This is a genomic window from Burkholderia contaminans (assembly GCF_029633825.1).
GTDB lineage: Bacteria > Pseudomonadota > Gammaproteobacteria > Burkholderiales > Burkholderiaceae > Burkholderia > Burkholderia contaminans.
In genome coordinates this window covers 1,598,623-1,616,864 of the sequence record NZ_CP090640.1, presented here as the reverse complement: position 1 = coordinate 1,616,864, position 18,242 = coordinate 1,598,623, and the positions used below count along the sequence as shown (strand labels likewise).

The window sequence follows — 18,242 nt, the reverse complement described above, 5'->3', positions numbered from 1 at the left end:
CTGGTCTCGGGGGTGCGGTGCCGCCCCTGCTGCATCGAAACGCGCTGCCGCCGCCGCAAGCCCACTCCGGCAGCCAAGTCGCTCGAAAACAGCCTCGCCGGGGCCACGCAGCAAACAAAAAAACCCGGCACAAGCCGGGCTTTCCCATTCGATCGACCGCGCCGTTACGCGCGTCCGTCGCGCAGTTCGCGCCGCAGGATCTTGCCGACGTTCGTTTTCGGCAGCTCCGTGCGGAACTCGACCAGCTTCGGCCGCTTGTAGCCGGTGAGCCGCTCCTTGCAGTAGGCAAGGATGTCCTTGTCGGTGAGCGCCGGGTCCTTCTTCACGACAAACAGCTTCACGGCTTCGCCGGAATGCTCGTCGGGCACACCGACCGCCGCCACCTCGAACACGCCCGGATGCGACGCCACCACGTCCTCGACTTCGTTCGGGTACACGTTGAAGCCCGACACGAGGATCATGTCCTTCTTCCGGTCGACGATCTTCACGTAACCTCGCGCATCCATCACGCCGACGTCACCCGTCTTGAAGAAGCCGTCCGCGAACATGACCTTTGCGGTTTCGTCCGGCCGGTTCCAGTAGCCGGCCATCACCTGCGGCCCGCGTATGCAGATCTCGCCGGGTTCGCCGAGCGCGACGTCGTTGCCCGCGTCGTCGCGAATCGCCACTTCGGTCGACGGCAGCGGCAAGCCGATCGTCCCGCTGTACTCGGTCGCGGTCACGGGGTTGCAGGTCGCCACCGGCGACGTTTCGGACAACCCGTAACCTTCGATGATCGCGGTGTGGGTCTTTTCATACCAGCGTTTCGCGACGCCCTCCTGGATCGCCATGCCGCCGCCGTTGGCGATCACGAGCTTCGACAGGTCGAGCTGACTGAATTCCGGGTGGTTCAGCAGTGCGTTGTACAGCGTGTTGACCGCCGGGATCGTCGAGATCTGGTAGCCCTTCAGTTCCTTGATCATGCCGGCGATGTCGCGCGGATTCGGGATCAGGATGCCCATCCCACCGGTACGCATCGTCAGGAACCCGCAAACGGTCAGCGCGAACACGTGATACAGCGGCAGCGCGACAACAGTCACGAACTGTTTCACTTCCGGGAACTTCTCGTGAGCCGGATGATGCCAGGCGCCCGCCTGCAACACGTTAGACACAATGTTCCGGTGCAGTAGCGTCGCCCCCTTCGCCACGCCGGTCGTACCGCCCGTGTATTGCAGGAACGCGACGTCATCAGGGCCGATTTTCTGCGCCTTGAATGCCTGGCGCGCACCTTCGGCCAGTGCGGCCTTGAAGCGCGTGAACGACGGCAGCTGCCAGGCAGGCACCATCTTTTTCACGTTGCGCACGACGTAGTTGACGAGCCATCCCTTGATGCCCAGCAGATCGCCCATCGATGCGACGACGACGTGCTTGACGTCCGTATTCGCGATGACGGCCTGCAGCGTCGATGCGAAATTCTCGAGGATGACGATCGCCTCCGCACCGCTGTCCTTCAGCTGATGCTCGAGCTCGCGCGGCGTATAGAGCGGATTGACGTTGACGACGGTGTAGCCCGCGCGCAGTATCGCGGCGATCGCCACGGGGTACTGCAGCACGTTCGGCATCATGATCGCGACACGCGCCCCGCGCGCAAGCCCGCGCGATTGCAGCCACGCGCCGAACTGGCGCGACAGCTTGTCGAGTTCGCCGTACGTGATGCCCTTGCCCATGCAGACGAATGCCGTGCGGTCACGATACTGCCGGAAGCTTTCGTCGAGCAGGTCGGGGACGGAGGGATAAGGAGACGCGTCGATTTCGGCTGGAACGCCGGGTGGGTACGATTTCAGCCAAATTTTATCCATACTGCGCGTCTCCTCACATATTTTCGAATGGTCGTGCTAAAACGCATCGTAACGGCTCGCTCGTTCCGAGACAACAGGGTTAGATGTTCACTTCGAACTTCCGTGGAAATTCGTCTGATCATACGGTGATATCCGATCAAATGCGCTCAACTTCCACAAGACAATCGTAGAACGTCGCCGAATTGCCAAGATCGGTGAGCGCCTGGCTCGTCACTTCGTTCGCGTTTCTGCCGTCCGGCGATAGCTTCTTCCACCAGATCGACAGCCCGACGACGAGCCCTGCGCGTGCGCGATCGGTAACTCTCGCGACCGCCTGCATCGATCCGCGGTCGTTGAAGATGCGAACGACGTCACCTTCGGCGATACCGCGCACATCGGCGTCGGACGGGTGGATGTCGAGATGCGGCTCGCCTTCGGTATGACGCAGGCTGTCGACGTTCACGAACGTACTGTTGAGGAAGTGGCGAGCCGGGGGCGAGATCATCGCGAGCGGATAGCGCGCGGCGAGCTCGGGTGCGGCCTCGGCCGACTCGAACGGCGGCAGGTAATCGGGCACGGGATCCACGCCCATCTGCTCGAGTCGCGGGCTGTAAAACTCACACTTGCCAGACGGCGTACGAAAACCACCGTTCGCGAACGGCGCCTCCGGCAGCTTGAGCTTCAGCCAGCCGGCGCGCTTCAGCGTGTCCCAATCGCTGGCGAGCACCGGATCGTCCCAGCGGAGCGCCGCACGCGCGACCTCTTCGTCGCTGTGATACAGCGCCGGTTCGTCGAGCCCCATGCTGCGCGCGATGCCGCGGAAGATTTCCGTATTCGGCCGCGCCTCTCCCACCGGCGGAATCGACGGCAGGTTCGCCATCACGTAGGTGTGACCGTACGATTTGTGGATGTCCAGATGCTCGAGCTGCGTGGTGGCCGGCAACACAATGTCGGCGAAATCGACGGTATCTGTCTTGAAATGTTCAAGAACGACCGTGAACAGATCGTCACGCGCGAACCCAGCCGCGACCTTCGATGAATCCGGCGCGACAGCCACCGGGTTCGAGTTGTACACGATCACCGCCTCCACCTTCGGCCCGAAGGTTGCATCGCCCGGGTGCAGCAGCGCGTCGCCGATCGCGTTCATGTTGATGATGCGCGGCAGCTTGTGCGGCCAGCCCGGCATCAAATCAGGGCGCAGCAGCGCAGCCTGGTTGACCGGCGCGGATTCCGAGGACGAGAGCAAAAGCCCGCCTGCACGATCCCGCCAGGCGCCCGTCAGCGCCGGCAGGCTTGCGATCGCGCGTACGGCATTACCACCGCCGCGAACACGCTGCATGCCATAGTTGAGGCGGATCGATGCCTTACGGGTGGCGCCGTAACGACGCGCAAGGTCGATCAGCTCGAACGCGTCGATGCCGCAGATCTGCGCAACGCGTTCCGGCGGATAGGACATCGCCCGCTCCTTGAGCGCGTCGAAGCCGAGCGTATGGCTGGCGATGTAATCGTGATCAAGCAGGTCTTCGGTAATCAGCACGTGCATCATGCCGAGTGCGAATGCGCCGTCGGTACCGGGTTTCAACGCGATGTGCTGATGACATTTCTCCGCTGTCAGCGAACGGTACGGATCGATGGCGACAAGACGTGCGCCTCGGCGCTTCGCTTCCTGCGCACGCGTCCAGAAGTGCAGGCTCGATGCGATCGGGTTTGCTCCCCAAATCAGGATCAGCTCGCTTTCCTCGAAATGCTCGAGGTGCATGCCGAGGCTGCCGCCATAGGTGTAACGCAATCCCGCTGCACCAGCCGCCGCGCAGATCGTGCGCTCGAGTCGCGAGGCACCGAGCTTGTGGAAGAATCGCTGGGCGATGCCCTCCCCCTGCACGAGGCCCATCGTCCCCGCATAGCTGTACGGCACGATCGCTTCCGGTTCGCGCGCCGCAATTTCACCGAGGCGACGGCCGATCTCATCGAACGCCTCGTCCCAGCTGATCGGTACTAAATGCCCTTCCCCTTTCGCACCGACGCGCTTGAGCGGGACGGTGAGGCGGTCAGGGTGATGAACGCGATCAGCGTATCGGCTGACTTTCGTGCACAACACGCCTTGTGTCGGCGGATGGTCGGGATCGCCCGTGACCTTGATCGCCTTGCCATTTTCGACGGTCACACGCATTGCGCACGTGTCTGGGCAATCATGCGGGCAAACGGCCCGAGCTACCTGAATGGCGGCGTTCATCGTTTTGTGTGCGGAGATGGGGATTCACAAATTTTACGTGGACACGCCGAATAAAGCGTTCATTTCGTACGGGTTCCGAGATATTTGGCCGAAAACCGATGTCAGGCAGCGGTGAAGTTCGGTGGTTCGGTACGCCTGCTGCGGAGGGCTTGCATGGCCAACTCGACAATCTTGTCGACGTTGGGAAGCGGTTCGCGCGTGACAGTGCAAGCCGATACGCTGGGAGAGGAATTGGAGCTTTGATCGGAGATAGAAGCAATTGGCCAAGGGATCGCGGATGATACGGGGCCAATTGACGTGCAGGGAGCTGAGAGTGGTCGTACTTGGGCGATGTGGAAACTCCAGCCAGGCCGTCATCCCGCCCTTCCGCGCATTTCCGCCGCTGAAATGCAAAAACCCCCGCCTTTCGGGCGGGGGTTCTTGGCTTAGGGAGCCTGACGATTACCTACTTTCACACGGGAATCCGCACTATCATCGGCGTAGAGTCGTTTCACGGTCCTGTTCGGGATGGGAAGGGGTGGGACCGACTCGCTATGGTCATCAGGCAAAGAGGGTTGTTGCGCTGGCTTCGCAGCACAACCAATCCTGGAAGAAGCAGTAATTAGGTTGTGTGTATCACACACGAGAATCCAACTTGTCGCTTTGGATCGCGGCCGGTGCTTTCGCACGGCGCCGATCTACAAGGCAGACTTGTTATAGGATCAAGCCTTACGGGCAATTAGTATCAGTTAGCTGAACGCATTACTGCGCTTACACACCTGACCTATCAACGTCCTGGTCTCGAACGACCCTTCAAGGGGATCTAGTCCCCAGGGATATCTCATCTTAAGGCGAGTTTCCCGCTTAGATGCTTTCAGCGGTTATCTCTTCCGAACATAGCTACCCGGCGATGCCACTGGCGTGACAACCGGTACACCAGAGGTTCGTCCACTCCGGTCCTCTCGTACTAGGAGCAGCCCCCTTCAAATATCCAACGCCCACGGCAGATAGGGACCAAACTGTCTCACGACGTTTTAAACCCAGCTCACGTACCTCTTTAAATGGCGAACAGCCATACCCTTGGGACCGGCTACAGCCCCAGGATGAGATGAGCCGACATCGAGGTGCCAAACACCGCCGTCGATATGAACTCTTGGGCGGTATCAGCCTGTTATCCCCAGAGTACCTTTTATCCGTTGAGCGATGGCCCTTCCATACAGAACCACCGGATCACTATGACCTGCTTTCGCACCTGCTCGACTTGTCGGTCTCGCAGTTAAGCACGCTTATGCCATTGCACTATCAGCACGATTTCCGACCGTACCTAGCGTACCTTCGTACTCCTCCGTTACGCTTTGGGAGGAGACCGCCCCAGTCAAACTGCCTACCATGCACTGTCCCCGACCCGGATCACGGGCCAAGGTTAGAACCTCAAACAAACCAGGGTGGTATTTCAAGGACGGCTCCACCGAAACTAGCGTTCCGGTTTCATAGCCTCCCACCTATCCTACACAGATCGGTTCAAAGTCCAATGCAAAGCTACAGTAAAGGTTCATGGGGTCTTTCCGTCTAGCCGCGGGTAGATTGCATCATCACAAACACTTCAACTTCGCTGAGTCTCGGGAGGAGACAGTGTGGCCATCGTTACGCCATTCGTGCAGGTCGGAACTTACCCGACAAGGAATTTCGCTACCTTAGGACCGTTATAGTTACGGCCGCCGTTTACCGGGACTTCAATCAGAGCTTGCACCCCATCATTTAATCTTCCGGCACCGGGCAGGCGTCACACCCTATACGTCCACTTTCGTGTTTGCAGAGTGCTGTGTTTTATTAAACAGTCGCAGCCACCAGTTTATTGCAACCCCTTCACCCTTCTGGCGCAAGCCAGTCAAGCTAAGGGCGTACCTTATCCCGAAGTTACGGTACCAATTTGCCGAGTTCCTTCTCCCGAGTTCTCTCAAGCGCCTTAGAATACTCATCTCGCCCACCTGTGTCGGTTTGCGGTACGGTCATCGTTAGACTGAAGCTTAGAGGCTTTTCTTGGAACCACTTCCAATTGCTTCGCTCCCTAAGGAGCTCGCGCCACACCCTTGAATTCCGCGCCCGGATTTGCCTAAGCGCCTTCTCCAATGCAGCGACCGGGACTTCCAACACCCGGACAACCTTCCGCGATCCGTCCCCCCATCGCATCTAACAATGGTGCAGGAATATTGACCTGCTTCCCATCAGCTACGCATTTCTGCCTCGCCTTAGGGGCCGACTCACCCTACGCCGATGAACGTTGCGTAGGAAACCTTGGGCTTACGGCGAGGGGGCCTTTCACCCCCTTTATCGCTACTCATGTCAGCATTCGCACTTCCGATACCTCCAGCACCCTTTACAAGGCACCTTCGCAGGCTTACGGAACGCTCTCCTACCATGCGAGCAAAGCTCGCATCCGCAGCTTCGGTATATAGCTTAGCCCCGTTACATCTTCCGCGCAGGACGACTCGATCAGTGAGCTATTACGCTTTCTTTAAAGGGTGGCTGCTTCTAAGCCAACCTCCTGACTGTTTTAGCCTTCCCACTTCGTTTCCCACTTAGCTATATTTGGGGACCTTAGCTGGCGGTCTGGGTTGTTTCCCTCTTGACACCGGACGTTAGCACCCGATGTCTGTCTCCCGTGATTGCACTCTTCGGTATTCGGAGTTTGCTATGGCGGGGTAATCTGCAATAGACCCCCCAACCATGACAGTGCTCTACCCCCGAAGGTGAGACACGAGGCACTACCTAAATAGTTTTCGGAGAGAACCAGCTATTTCCAGGTTTGTTTAGCCTTTCACCCCTATCCACAGCTCATCCCTAACTTTTCAACGTTAGTGGGTTCGGACCTCCAGTACGTGTTACCGCACCTTCATCACGGCCATGGATAGATCACCGGTTTCGGGTCTACGCCCAGCAACTGAACGCCCTATTCGGACTCGCTTTCGCTACGCCTGCCCTATACGGTTAAGCTTGCTACTGAACGTAAGTCGCTGACCCATTATACAAAAGGTACGCCGTCACCCCTTACGAGGCTCCGACTGTTTGTATGCATGCGGTTTCAGGATCTATTTCACTCCCCTCCCGGGGTTCTTTTCGCCTTTCCCTCACGGTACTGGTTCACTATCGGTCGATCACGAGTATTTAGCCTTGGAGGATGGTCCCCATCTTCAGACAGGATTTCACGTGTCCCGCCCTACTTGTCGCACACCTAGTTCTTTCATACTGTTTTCGCCTACAGGGCTATCACCTGCTATGGCCGCACTTTCCAGAGCGTTCGGCTAACAATACAAATAAAGAGTGCAAGGCTCATCCCATTTCGCTCGCCACTACTTTGGGAATCTCGGTTGATTTCTTTTCCTGCGGTTACTTAGATGTTTCAGTTCACCGCGTTCGCTTCGCATGGCCTATGTATTCAGCCATGGATACTCCAAAAGGAGTGGGTTTCCCCATTCGGACATCTACGGATCAAAGCTTGTTTGCCAGCTCCCCGTAGCTTTTCGCAGGCTACCGCGTCCTTCATCGCCTGTGATCGCCAAGGCATCCACCACATGCACTTGTTCGCTTGACCCTATAACGAGTCTGTCTCGTGTCGGCCATCGTTAGCGCTTTAGCGCTTACGAGGGCCCCATCCCCGCATGGGGACGACAGTCGCTACAGGTTGAGTTCTCGCGTTGTGCCGTATTCCAATTTAAGTCGAACATAGAGTTCGAATCATCTTGAGATACATCGATACAATCACAACCCGGATAACTTTCACGTCCATCTCAAGACGCTTCCGCTATCCAAATTACTTACTTCTTCCAGATTGTTAAAGAACGACAGCCGATATCTGTTGATATCCTCTGACTGGCTCAATCGCCAATGACAAAGACTCGAACAATCGTCATTCGAATGTTTGTCATTGAAGATTGGTGGAGGCAGACGGGATCGAACCGACGACCCCCTGCTTGCAAAGCAGGTGCTCTCCCAGCTGAGCTATGCCCCCATTGAGTACAGATGACCTCAGGTACCTACCGCCAGACAATGGTGGGTCTGGTTGGATTCGAACCAACGACCCCCGCCTTATCAAGACGGTGCTCTAACCGACTGAGCTACAGACCCCTGAGTCTGTCTTTAAATTTACAGCCGATAAGCGTGAGCGCTCAACTTTGCGAGATAGCTCTGGAAAGGAGGTGATCCAGCCGCACCTTCCGATACGGCTACCTTGTTACGACTTCACCCCAGTCATGAATCCTACCGTGGTGACCGTCCTCCTTGCGGTTAGACTAGCCACTTCTGGTAAAACCCACTCCCATGGTGTGACGGGCGGTGTGTACAAGACCGGGAACGTATTCACCGCGGCATGCTGATCCGCGATTACTAGCGATTCCAGCTTCATGCACTCGAGTTGCAGAGTGCAATCCGGACTACGATCGGTTTTCTGGGATTAGCTCCCCCTCGCGGGTTGGCAACCCTCTGTTCCGACCATTGTATGACGTGTGAAGCCCTACCCATAAGGGCCATGAGGACTTGACGTCATCCCCACCTTCCTCCGGTTTGTCACCGGCAGTCTCCTTAGAGTGCTCTTGCGTAGCAACTAAGGACAAGGGTTGCGCTCGTTGCGGGACTTAACCCAACATCTCACGACACGAGCTGACGACAGCCATGCAGCACCTGTGCGCCGGTTCTCTTTCGAGCACTCCCACCTCTCAGCGGGATTCCGACCATGTCAAGGGTAGGTAAGGTTTTTCGCGTTGCATCGAATTAATCCACATCATCCACCGCTTGTGCGGGTCCCCGTCAATTCCTTTGAGTTTTAATCTTGCGACCGTACTCCCCAGGCGGTCAACTTCACGCGTTAGCTACGTTACTAAGGAAATGAATCCCCAACAACTAGTTGACATCGTTTAGGGCGTGGACTACCAGGGTATCTAATCCTGTTTGCTCCCCACGCTTTCGTGCATGAGCGTCAGTATTGGCCCAGGGGGCTGCCTTCGCCATCGGTATTCCTCCACATCTCTACGCATTTCACTGCTACACGTGGAATTCTACCCCCCTCTGCCATACTCTAGCCTGCCAGTCACCAATGCAGTTCCCAGGTTGAGCCCGGGGATTTCACATCGGTCTTAGCAAACCGCCTGCGCACGCTTTACGCCCAGTAATTCCGATTAACGCTCGCACCCTACGTATTACCGCGGCTGCTGGCACGTAGTTAGCCGGTGCTTATTCTTCCGGTACCGTCATCCCCCGACTGTATTAGAGCCAAGGATTTCTTTCCGGACAAAAGTGCTTTACAACCCGAAGGCCTTCTTCACACACGCGGCATTGCTGGATCAGGCTTTCGCCCATTGTCCAAAATTCCCCACTGCTGCCTCCCGTAGGAGTCTGGGCCGTGTCTCAGTCCCAGTGTGGCTGGTCGTCCTCTCAGACCAGCTACTGATCGTCGCCTTGGTAGGCCTTTACCCCACCAACTAGCTAATCAGCCATCGGCCAACCCTATAGCGCGAGGCCCGAAGGTCCCCCGCTTTCATCCGTAGATCGTATGCGGTATTAATCCGGCTTTCGCCGGGCTATCCCCCACTACAGGACATGTTCCGATGTATTACTCACCCGTTCGCCACTCGCCACCAGGTGCAAGCACCCGTGCTGCCGTTCGACTTGCATGTGTAAGGCATGCCGCCAGCGTTCAATCTGAGCGGGATCAAACTCTTCAGTTTAAACCTGTTACTGTTTTCGGTTCAGTTAAGAACCGGTCGCTCACTCAAAGCTGACAGGAATATGAATCACTTCATAAACCTGACTTACTTTAGTGTGAGACTCTTGATACTTTCGCTATCTGATCCGAGGATCAGCTCGCTGCCATCAAGCGCCCACACTTATCGGCTGTTAATTTTTAAAGAGCATTCTGCGAGGAACTTCGTGTTTCCCGGCAGCGCTGCGTTTTCAGCAGCAGAGAAGCGAGATTATGAACCGTGTTTCGCAGTTCGTCAACAACTTTTTACACTACATCGTTGCGACTGCGGGGCTCAACTTCCAGGCCGGTTGCGCGCTTCAGACTGCTGCGCTCCACCAACCTTGCTTCCCTCTCCCGCGCCGCGTTTCCGTTAGCGCGAAAGAGGCGTGATTCTAAGCACCCACCCCCAACTCCGCAAGCCCCTTTGTGAAAATATTTTGAAAAAGCCCCCGTGCGCTGACGCGCACGGGGGCTTCGGGCTCGACGGGCCGGGCAATCACGCCGACGACCGATATCGCCCCGTCGCCGGCCAACTACCCGAGCAGCCCCATCAGCGATGCTTGAACACTGGCTTTCGTTTTTCGACGAATGCCGCCATCCCTTCCTTCTGGTCTTCAGTCGCAAACAGCGAATGGAACAGCCGACGCTCGAAGTGGACGCCTTCGGCCAGTGTCGTCTCGTATGCACGATTCACCGACTCCTTGACCATCATGACCGCCGGCAGCGAAAACTCGGCGATCGTCGCCGCGGCGGCAAGCGCCTCGTCGAGCAGCGTGGCGGCCGGCAGCACGCGCGACACGAGCCCAGCGCGCTCCGCCTCGGCAGCATCCATGAAGCGGGCCGTCAGGCACATGTCCATTGCCTTCGCTTTCGATACCGCGCGCGGCAAGCGCTGCGTGCCGCCCGCACCCGGCATGACGCCAAGCTTGATTTCCGGCTGGCCGAACTTGGCCGTGTCCGCCGCGAAAACGATGTCGCACATCATGGCCAGCTCGCAGCCACCGCCCAGCGCAAAGCCCGAGACCGCGGCAATGATCGGCTTGCGGATCTCGCGGACCGTCTCCCAGTTGCGCGTGATGTAGTCGCCCCGGTAGACATCCATATAGGAGTAGGTCGCCATCATGCCGATGTCCGCACCAGCCGCGAACGCCTTCTCGCTCCCGGTCACGACGATCGCACCGATGCCGTCGTCCGCATCGAACGCCTTCAGCGCGGCACCCAGTTCATCCATCAGTGCATCATTCAGCGCATTCAGGGCCTTCGGACGGTTCAGCGTAACCAGCCCGACACGCCCCCGGGTCTCCACCAGGATGTTCTCGTAAGCCATCTATTTCTCCTCGATCAATGAAATGAGAAACGCCTCGCACATGCGAATAGTTTGATGCTACCATTCTCCGACCAACCGGTCGGTTAATTAATCGATCCAACCCCTCTCAACGTCCATCAGGCTGCCGCCATGACCCATGCACTGTTCACGAAGCACGAAGACACGCTGAAACACGCACTCGCCGCCATCGAGAGCCGCGGGTACTGGAGCCCGTTCGCCGAAATGCCGAGCCCCAAAGTGTACGGGGAAAGCGCGAACGCAGATGGCGAAGCCACGTTCAAGTCGCACCTCGACAAGACGTTCGCGCTCGACCAGCCGGCATCCGGAGAAACGGTCGGCGCAGAGCGGTCGCCGTACGGCATTTCACTGGGCATCCGGTATCCGAAGTCGACCCCTGACGAACTGATCGCCGCCGCTGCGGCAGCACAACGCTCGTGGCGCGAAGCCGGCCCGAGCGCCTGGATCGGCGTCAGCCTCGAAATCCTCTCGCGCCTGAATCGCGCCAGCTTCGAAATCGCTTACAGCGTGATGCACACCACGGGGCAGGCATTCATGATGGCGTTTCAGGCCGGCGGCCCACACGCACAAGATCGCGCGCTCGAAGCGGTCGCCTATGCATGGGACGAACTGCGCCGCATCCCGGCCGACGCGCACTGGGAAAAGCCTCAAGGCAAGAACCCGCCGCTCGCAATGCACAAGCGCTACACGATCGTCCCGCGTGGCACCGGGCTCGTGCTCGGCTGCTGCACGTTCCCGACCTGGAACGGCTACCCGGGCCTGTTCGCCGATCTCGCAACCGGCAACACCGTGATCGTCAAACCGCATCCGGGCGCGATCCTGCCGCTCGCCATCACCGTCCGGATCGCTCGCGACGTGCTGCGCGAAGCCGGTTTCGATCCGAACGTCGTCACGCTCCTCGCGACCGAACCCAACGACGGCGCGCTCGTCCAGGACCTCGCGCTGCGCCCCGAGATCAAGCTGATCGACTTCACCGGCAGCACGCAAAACGGCACGTGGCTCGAACGCCACGCCCACCAGGCACAGGTCTATACAGAGAAGGCTGGCGTCAACCAGATCGTGATCGACTCGACCGACGACCTGAAGGCCGTCGCCAAGAACATCGCGTTCTCGCTGTCGCTGTACTCCGGCCAGATGTGCACGGCACCGCAGAACATCTACGTGCCGCGCGACGGCATCCGGACGGCGGACGGCCATGCGAGCTTCGACGAGGTCGCACAGGCAATCGCCATTGCCGTGCAAAAACTTACCGGCGACCCGGCACGCTCGGTCGAACTCATCGGTGCAATCCAGAACGAAGGCGTGACGGCACGCATCGACGACGCCCGCCAGCTCGGCCGCGTGCTCGCCGACAGCCTGACCCTCCAGCACCCTGCGTTCCCTGACGCCCGCGTGCGCACGCCGCTCGTGCTGCAACTCGACGTGACCGATCGCGAGAAATTCACGCAGGAATGGTTCGGCCCGATCTCGTTCGTGATCGCGACCGACTCGACCGCGCAGTCGCTCGACCTCGCCGGGGAAATCGCAGCGGAACACGGCGCGCTGACCCTCTCCGTCTACAGCACCGACGATGCGATCGTCGACGCCGCCCACGACGCGGCGGTGCGCGGTGGCGTCGCGCTGTCGATCAACCTGACGGGCGGTGTGTTCGTGAATCAATCGGCAGCGTTCTCGGATTTCCATGGCACGGGCGCGAACCCGGCAGCCAACGCAGCGCTGGCCGACCCGGCGTTCGTCGCCAACCGGTTCCGCGTGGTGCAAAGCCGTGTCCATGTTGCCCCGAAGGCTGCTCCTGCGGGAGCCGGCCAACCGGCATAACCCGAATGGCCGACGTGCAAACGCCGCCACGTTCTCTACCATGAACGAATCCGCCACCCGGCGGGTTCGTTGCTCATCGATACGCCCATGACAGACGCCTATATCTGCGACGCGATTCGCACTCCCATCGGCCGCTACGGCGGCGCCCTGAAAGATGTCCGTGCTGACGACCTCGGTGCAGTGCCGCTCAAGGCGATCATCGAGCGCAACCGTGACGTCGACTGGACGGCGATCGACGACGTGATCTACGGCTGCGCGAACCAGGCCGGCGAAGACAACCGGAACGTCGCGCGCATGTCGGCGTTGCTCGCGGGCCTGCCGACCGACGTGCCCGGCACGACGCTAAACCGGTTGTGCGGCTCCGGGATGGACGCGGTCGGCACAGCCGCGCGCGCGATCAAGGCGGGCGAGGCGCGCCTGATGATCGCGGGCGGCGTCGAGAGCATGACGCGCGCGCCGTTCGTGATGGGCAAGGCCACGAGCGCGTTCGCGCGCCAGGCCGACATCTACGATACGACGATCGGCTGGCGCTTCGTCAATCCGCTGATGAAACAGCTGCACGGCGTCGATTCGATGCCGGAGACGGCCGAAAACGTTGCGGTCGACTACAACATCAGCCGTGCAGATCAGGACCTGTTCGCGCTGCGCAGCCAGCAGAAGGCCGCACGCGCGCAGCAGGACGGCACGCTCGCCGACGAAATCGTTGCTGTCACGATTGCCCAGAAGAAAGGCGATCCGGTGGTCGTCTCGCGCGACGAGCATCCGCGCGAGACATCGCTCGAAGCACTCGCGAAGCTGAAGGGCGTCGTGCGCCCGGACGGCTCGGTGACGGCCGGCAACGCCTCGGGCGTCAACGATGGTGCGTGCGCGCTACTGCTCGCCAATGCGCAAGCAGCCGACGAGTACGGCCTGCGCCGCCGCGCACGCGTCATCGGCATGGCGACAGCCGGCGTCGCGCCGCGCGTGATGGGCATCGGGCCCGCGCCGGCCACGCAAAAACTGCTGCGCCAGCTCGGCATGACCATCGACCAGTTCGACGTAATCGAGCTGAACGAGGCGTTCGCGTCCCAAGGTCTCGCGGTGCTGCGCATGCTCGGCGTCGCCGACGACGATCCACGCGTGAACCCGAACGGCGGTGCGATCGCACTGGGACACCCGCTCGGCGCATCGGGCGCCCGGCTCGTGACCACGGCGCTCCATCAACTCGAGCGTACGGGCGGCCGCTTTGCGCTCTGTACGATGTGCATCGGCGTCGGCCAGGGCATCGCACTCGCGATCGAACGCGTGTAACCGACGCATCGCGCGCCTATAACGAAGTCATGAAGGAGACACTGCATGTCCTATCAGGCGATTCAGCTGGAAATCGATCAGGCCTCGAACGTAGCCACGATTACCCTCAACCGCCCCGACAAGCTGAACAGCTTTACGCGGGCGATGCATCGGGAGTTGCAGTCGGCACTCGATGATGTCGAGGCAGCCGGCGCGCGCGCGCTGATCCTGACAGGTGCGGGGCGCGGCTTCTGCGCGGGCCAGGACCTGGCCGATCTCGACTTCACGCCGGGCGCGTCCACCGATCTCGGCACGCTGATCGACGAGCACTTCAATCCACTGATCCGCCGCCTGCAGCGTCTGCCGATTCCGGTGATCGCCGCCGTCAACGGCACGGCGGCCGGTGCCGGTGCGAACCTCGCGCTCGCCTGCGATCTCGTGTTCGCCGCCCGCTCGAGCAGCTTTATCCAGGCCTTCGTCAAGATCGGTCTCGTGCCCGATTCGGGCGGTACGTGGTTCCTGCCGCAACGCGTCGGCATGGCACGCGCGCTGGGGCTCGCGCTGACCGGCGACAAGCTCGGGGCAGAACAGGCCGAGCAGTGGGGCTTGATCTGGCGCGCGGTCGACGACGACACGCTCGCTGCATCAGCCCACCAGCTTGCCACTCAGCTCGCGCAGCAGCCGACGCTCGCGATTGCGTCGATCAAGCAATCGATGCGTGCAAGTGTCACGAACACGCTCGACCAGCAACTCGACATGGAACGCGACCTGCAGCGCATGCTCGGCCAGTCTCACGACTACGCAGAAGGCGTGAAGGCGTTCATCGAGAAACGCGCGCCGCGCTTCGAGGGGCGTTGACATGACAAACGCCACTGCCACGCTCGATCCCGATGCGCTCGCCCGCGCCACCGCGCGGGCCATGTACGACGCCGATGCATGCAGCCGTGCGTTCGGGATGGAAATCACCGAAGTCCGCGCCGGCTACGCGCGCCTGCAGATGCGCGTGCGTCCCGACTTCCTGAACGGGCATCAGACCTGCCATGGCGGGATCATTTTCACGCTGGCCGATTCGACGTTCGCGTTCGCGTGCAACTCGTACAACGTGAATACCGTCGCGGCCGGCTGCTCGATCGAGTTCCTGCGCCCCGTGCACGGCGACGACGTGCTGACGGCCGAAGCGATCGAGCAGGCGCGCGCCGGCCGCCAGGGCATCTACGACATCCGCGTCACGAACCAGACCGGCGAAACCGTCGCGATGTTTCGCGGCAAATCCGCCCAGATCAAGGGCACGGTCATCCCGGAAGACCGCTGACGTCGACGGCTCGCACATAACAAACACTGGAGACATGCATGACTACCCCGCTACCGCTCGAGCCGATCGAGACCGCCTCACGCGACGAGCTGACCGCGCTGCAGCTCGAGCGCCTCAAGTGGTCGCTCCGGCATGCGTATGACCACTCCCCCGTCTATCGTCGCAAGTTCGACGACGCGGGCGTCCACCCGGACGACCTGAAGGCGCTCGCCGACCTGTCGCGCTTCCCGTTCACGACGAAGAGCGACCTGCGCGACAGTTACCCGTTCGGGATGTTCGCGGTGCCGCAGGACCAGATCTCGCGCATTCATGCGTCGTCGGGCACAACCGGCAAGCCGACGGTCGTCGGCTATACGGCCGGCGACATCGACACATGGGCGAATCTCGTCGCCCGCTCGATCCGCGCCGCCGGTGCGCGCCGCGGCGACAAGGTGCACGTCAGCTACGGTTATGGCTTGTTCACGGGCGGGCTCGGCGCGCACTACGGCGCCGAACGCGCAGGGCTGACCGTGATCCCGTTCGGTGGCGGCCAGACCGAGAAGCAGGTACAGCTGATCCAGGATTTCCGGCCCGACATCATCATGGTGACGCCGAGCTACATGCTGTCGATCGCCGACGAAATCGAGCGCCAGGGCCTCGATCCCGTGCAGAGTTCGCTGCGCATCGGCATCTTCGGCGCGGAACCCTGGACCAACGACATGCGCGTCGCGATCGAGCAGCGGATGGGCATCGACGCGGTCGACATTTACGGATTGTCCGAAGTGATGGGCCCCGGCGTCGCGTCCGAATGCGTCGAGACCAAGGACGGCCCGACCATCTGGGAAGACCACTTCTATCCGGAAATCATCGACCCTGAAACCGGCGAAGTGCTTCCGGACGGCGAACTCGGCGAGCTCGTATTCACGTCGCTGACGAAGGAGGCGCTGCCGATCGTCCGATACCGGACCCGCGACCTCACGCGGCTGTTGCCCGGCACTGCCCGAACGATGCGCCGGATGGAGAAGATCACGGGACGCTCGGACGACATGATGATCGTGCGCGGCGTCAACGTGTTCCCGACGCAAATCGAGGAGCAGTTGCTCAAGCAGCGCGCGCTCGCCCCGCACTATCAGATCGTGCTGACGAAGGAAGGCCCGCTCGACGTGCTGACGCTCAATGTCGAGCCTTGCCCCGAGACAGCCCCCGATACGGCGGCGATCCATGCGGCAAAGCAGGCGCTCGCACACGACATCAAGTCGCTGATCGGCGTGACGGCCGTGATTAACGTGCTGCCCGTGAACGGGATCGAGCGGTCGGTCGGCAAGGCGCGACGGGTCGTCGACAAGCGCAAGGGCTGACGAAAATCGCCGCGCGTCAATTTCGCGCGGCGAATCCGTGGCTGCAAATGAAACAGCCCGATCGGCCTACGCCGATCGGGCTGTTTCATTCCGGGACGCCTTGGGGCACCCGCCGACGCAACAAGCGCATCACGAAAGCTGACACTGCACGTGCGCCCGCACGGCCGGAGCGACGCGCCCCACGCACACCACCGCTTCCGCGAATGCCGCGTCTACCGCATCGGCAGCGACCCGAGCGGCTCCAGCCACCCGAACCGCGTCACATCACGAATTCGGGAACAGCAGCCACATCCGGCCGACCTGCTTCATCCGCCCGGCCTGATCGCCCGCATCGTCGCCGAGCCCCCAGAAATAGTCGGCCCGCACGCCGCCCTTGATCGCGGAACCCGTATCCTGCGCGAACACGAGCCGGTTCATCGGCGTATTCGTCAGCGGGCGCGTGGTCTGCAGAAACACCGGGGTGCCGAGCGGAATCGACGACGGGTCGACGGCGATCGAACGCTCCGGCGTCAGCGGCACGCCCAGCGCGCCGATCGGGCCGTCCGCGCCACCGTGCGGTGCATCTTCCTTGGTCGGCATGTCGCGGAAGAACACGAACCGCGGGTTCGTGTCGAGCAACGCGTCGACCCGGTTCGGGTTCGCCTTCGCCCACGCCTTGATGCCCTGCATCGTCGCCTGAGCGGGCGTCAGCTCGCCACGATCGAGCAGCCACTTGCCGATCGAGCGGTACGGCTGGTTGTTGGTGCCGCCGAAGCCGACCCGCATCACCGAACCGTCGTCGAGCAGCACGCGCCCCGAGCCCTGCACCTGCAGGAAGAACGCTTCGATCGGGTCGTCGACCCACACGAGTTCGTTGCCGTTCAGGATGCCGGCGCGCTCGAGCTGCGCGCGTGCCGGGAGCGCGGCGCCCGCGCGATAACCGGCCGGCCAGCGGTAGAGCGCGTACTGATACGGACCGCGACGCACGCGCGAACCGTGCAGCAGCGGCTCGTAATAGCCGGTCACGAGCCCGTCGAGCGTACCGTCGGTGTTCGCAAGCTGGAACGGCGTGAAATACGTTTCGAAGAACGTGCGTGCACTGCTGACGTCAAGCTCGTCGAGCCGGTCGGCGGCCGCGCAGGCGCGGGCCCAGGCCGGCTGGCGCGCAAGCCGCACGCAGTTCTGCCGCAGCGCGGCGGTTGCGCCGAGCAGCGAATCGTCCTGCCAGCCCGGCACCTGCTGCCACGCGACCGGCGTGAGCCGCTTCGCGGCGACCTGACCCGGCACGATCGCCGAGCCGGTCGGCGGCTTCAGCGACGAAGTCCGCGTCGGCGCGCCACCGCACGCCGCAAGCAGCGCCGCCGCCGCAACAGCAGCAACCCACCCGGCCACCCGGGGCCCAAACCACATACAATG

9 protein-coding genes, 2 tRNA genes and 3 rRNA genes are annotated in these 18,242 nt (G+C 61.1%); 5 read left to right on the top strand and 9 right to left on the bottom strand.

All coding sequences use genetic code 11. The annotated features are described in order from the left end of the window. Positions 1–164: 164 nt before the first annotated feature. From LXE91_RS07555 to LXE91_RS07520, 8 genes are all read right to left on the bottom strand, one after another. Positions 165–1,838 carry a long-chain fatty acid--CoA ligase gene (locus LXE91_RS07555; RefSeq protein ID WP_039353174.1) on the bottom strand — a complete coding sequence of 558 codons (1,674 nt, stop codon included), beginning with the start codon at positions 1,836–1,838 and terminating at the stop codon, positions 165–167. A 136-nt stretch (positions 1,839–1,974) separates the two neighbouring features. Next, on the bottom strand, positions 1,975–4,050 hold the full coding sequence (locus LXE91_RS07550; protein WP_039353177.1) for a molybdopterin-containing oxidoreductase family protein: 2,076 nt from the start codon (positions 4,048–4,050) through the stop codon (positions 1,975–1,977). Positions 4,051–4,482: 432 nt separating this feature from the next. After that, positions 4,483–4,595: ribosomal RNA gene (gene rrf / locus LXE91_RS07545) — 5S ribosomal RNA — on the bottom strand. A 152-nt stretch (positions 4,596–4,747) separates the two neighbouring features. Then, positions 4,748–7,621: ribosomal RNA gene (locus LXE91_RS07540) — 23S ribosomal RNA — on the bottom strand. A 341-nt stretch (positions 7,622–7,962) separates the two neighbouring features. Continuing rightward, positions 7,963–8,038 (bottom strand) — tRNA-Ala (locus LXE91_RS07535). 39 nt (positions 8,039–8,077) lie between these two features. Beyond that, positions 8,078–8,154 (bottom strand) — tRNA-Ile (locus LXE91_RS07530). Positions 8,155–8,218: 64 nt separating this feature from the next. After that, a 16S ribosomal RNA gene (locus tag LXE91_RS07525) occupies positions 8,219–9,749 on the bottom strand. Together the 16S, 23S and 5S rRNA genes with 2 tRNA genes alongside form the textbook arrangement of a ribosomal RNA operon. 567 nt (positions 9,750–10,316) lie before the next feature. Beyond that, positions 10,317–11,093 (bottom strand): enoyl-CoA hydratase, encoded by a 777-nt coding sequence (locus tag LXE91_RS07520; RefSeq protein WP_039362373.1) that lies wholly within the window; start codon positions 11,091–11,093, stop codon positions 10,317–10,319. A gap of 129 nt (positions 11,094–11,222) precedes the next feature. Here LXE91_RS07520 and paaN point away from each other — a divergent pair, with 129 nt between their 5' ends. The 5 genes from paaN to paaK all read left to right on the top strand — a co-directional run bounded on the left by paaN (position 11,223) and on the right by paaK (position 16,847). Continuing rightward, positions 11,223–12,929 carry a phenylacetic acid degradation protein PaaN gene (paaN, locus tag LXE91_RS07515; protein ID WP_039362370.1) on the top strand — a complete coding sequence of 569 codons (1,707 nt, stop codon included), beginning with the start codon at positions 11,223–11,225 and terminating at the stop codon, positions 12,927–12,929. A gap of 87 nt (positions 12,930–13,016) precedes the next feature. Next, positions 13,017–14,219 carry a 3-oxoadipyl-CoA thiolase gene (gene pcaF, locus LXE91_RS07510; RefSeq protein WP_039362369.1) on the top strand — a complete coding sequence of 401 codons (1,203 nt, stop codon included), beginning with the start codon at positions 13,017–13,019 and terminating at the stop codon, positions 14,217–14,219. Between the two features lie 45 nt (positions 14,220–14,264). After that, on the top strand, positions 14,265–15,056 hold the full coding sequence (paaG, locus tag LXE91_RS07505) for a 2-(1,2-epoxy-1,2-dihydrophenyl)acetyl-CoA isomerase PaaG (protein ID WP_039362365.1): 792 nt from the start codon (positions 14,265–14,267) through the stop codon (positions 15,054–15,056). Between the two features lies 1 nt (position 15,057). Further along, positions 15,058–15,510: a hydroxyphenylacetyl-CoA thioesterase PaaI gene (gene paaI / locus LXE91_RS07500; RefSeq protein ID WP_039362362.1), complete on the top strand. Its 453-nt coding sequence runs from the start codon at positions 15,058–15,060 to the stop codon at positions 15,508–15,510. A gap of 38 nt (positions 15,511–15,548) precedes the next feature. Beyond that, entirely contained in the window at positions 15,549–16,847 is a 1,299-nt protein-coding gene (paaK, locus tag LXE91_RS07495) for a phenylacetate--CoA ligase PaaK (protein ID WP_039362360.1), read from the top strand. A gap of 264 nt (positions 16,848–17,111) precedes the next feature. Here paaK and mltA read toward each other — a convergent pair whose 3' ends face one another. After that, positions 17,112–18,236: a murein transglycosylase A gene (gene mltA, locus LXE91_RS07490; RefSeq protein ID WP_039362357.1), complete on the bottom strand. Its 1,125-nt coding sequence runs from the start codon at positions 18,234–18,236 to the stop codon at positions 17,112–17,114. Between the last annotated feature and the right edge of the window lie 6 nt (positions 18,237–18,242).

Coding starts and splice junctions, on each gene's coding strand:
- LXE91_RS07555 (WP_039353174.1), bottom strand. CDS start 1,838: ATGGATAAAATTTGGCTGAAATCGTACCCACCCGGCGTTCCAGCCGAA.
- LXE91_RS07550 (WP_039353177.1), bottom strand. CDS start 4,050: ATGAACGCCGCCATTCAGGTAGCTCGGGCCGTTTGCCCGCATGATTGC.
- LXE91_RS07520 (WP_039362373.1), bottom strand. CDS start 11,093: ATGGCTTACGAGAACATCCTGGTGGAGACCCGGGGGCGTGTCGGGCTG.
- paaN (WP_039362370.1), top strand. CDS start 11,223: ATGACCCATGCACTGTTCACGAAGCACGAAGACACGCTGAAACACGCA.
- pcaF (WP_039362369.1), top strand. CDS start 13,017: ATGACAGACGCCTATATCTGCGACGCGATTCGCACTCCCATCGGCCGC.
- paaG (WP_039362365.1), top strand. CDS start 14,265: ATGTCCTATCAGGCGATTCAGCTGGAAATCGATCAGGCCTCGAACGTA.
- paaI (WP_039362362.1), top strand. CDS start 15,058: ATGACAAACGCCACTGCCACGCTCGATCCCGATGCGCTCGCCCGCGCC.
- paaK (WP_039362360.1), top strand. CDS start 15,549: ATGACTACCCCGCTACCGCTCGAGCCGATCGAGACCGCCTCACGCGAC.
- mltA (WP_039362357.1), bottom strand. CDS start 18,236: ATGTGGTTTGGGCCCCGGGTGGCCGGGTGGGTTGCTGCTGTTGCGGCG.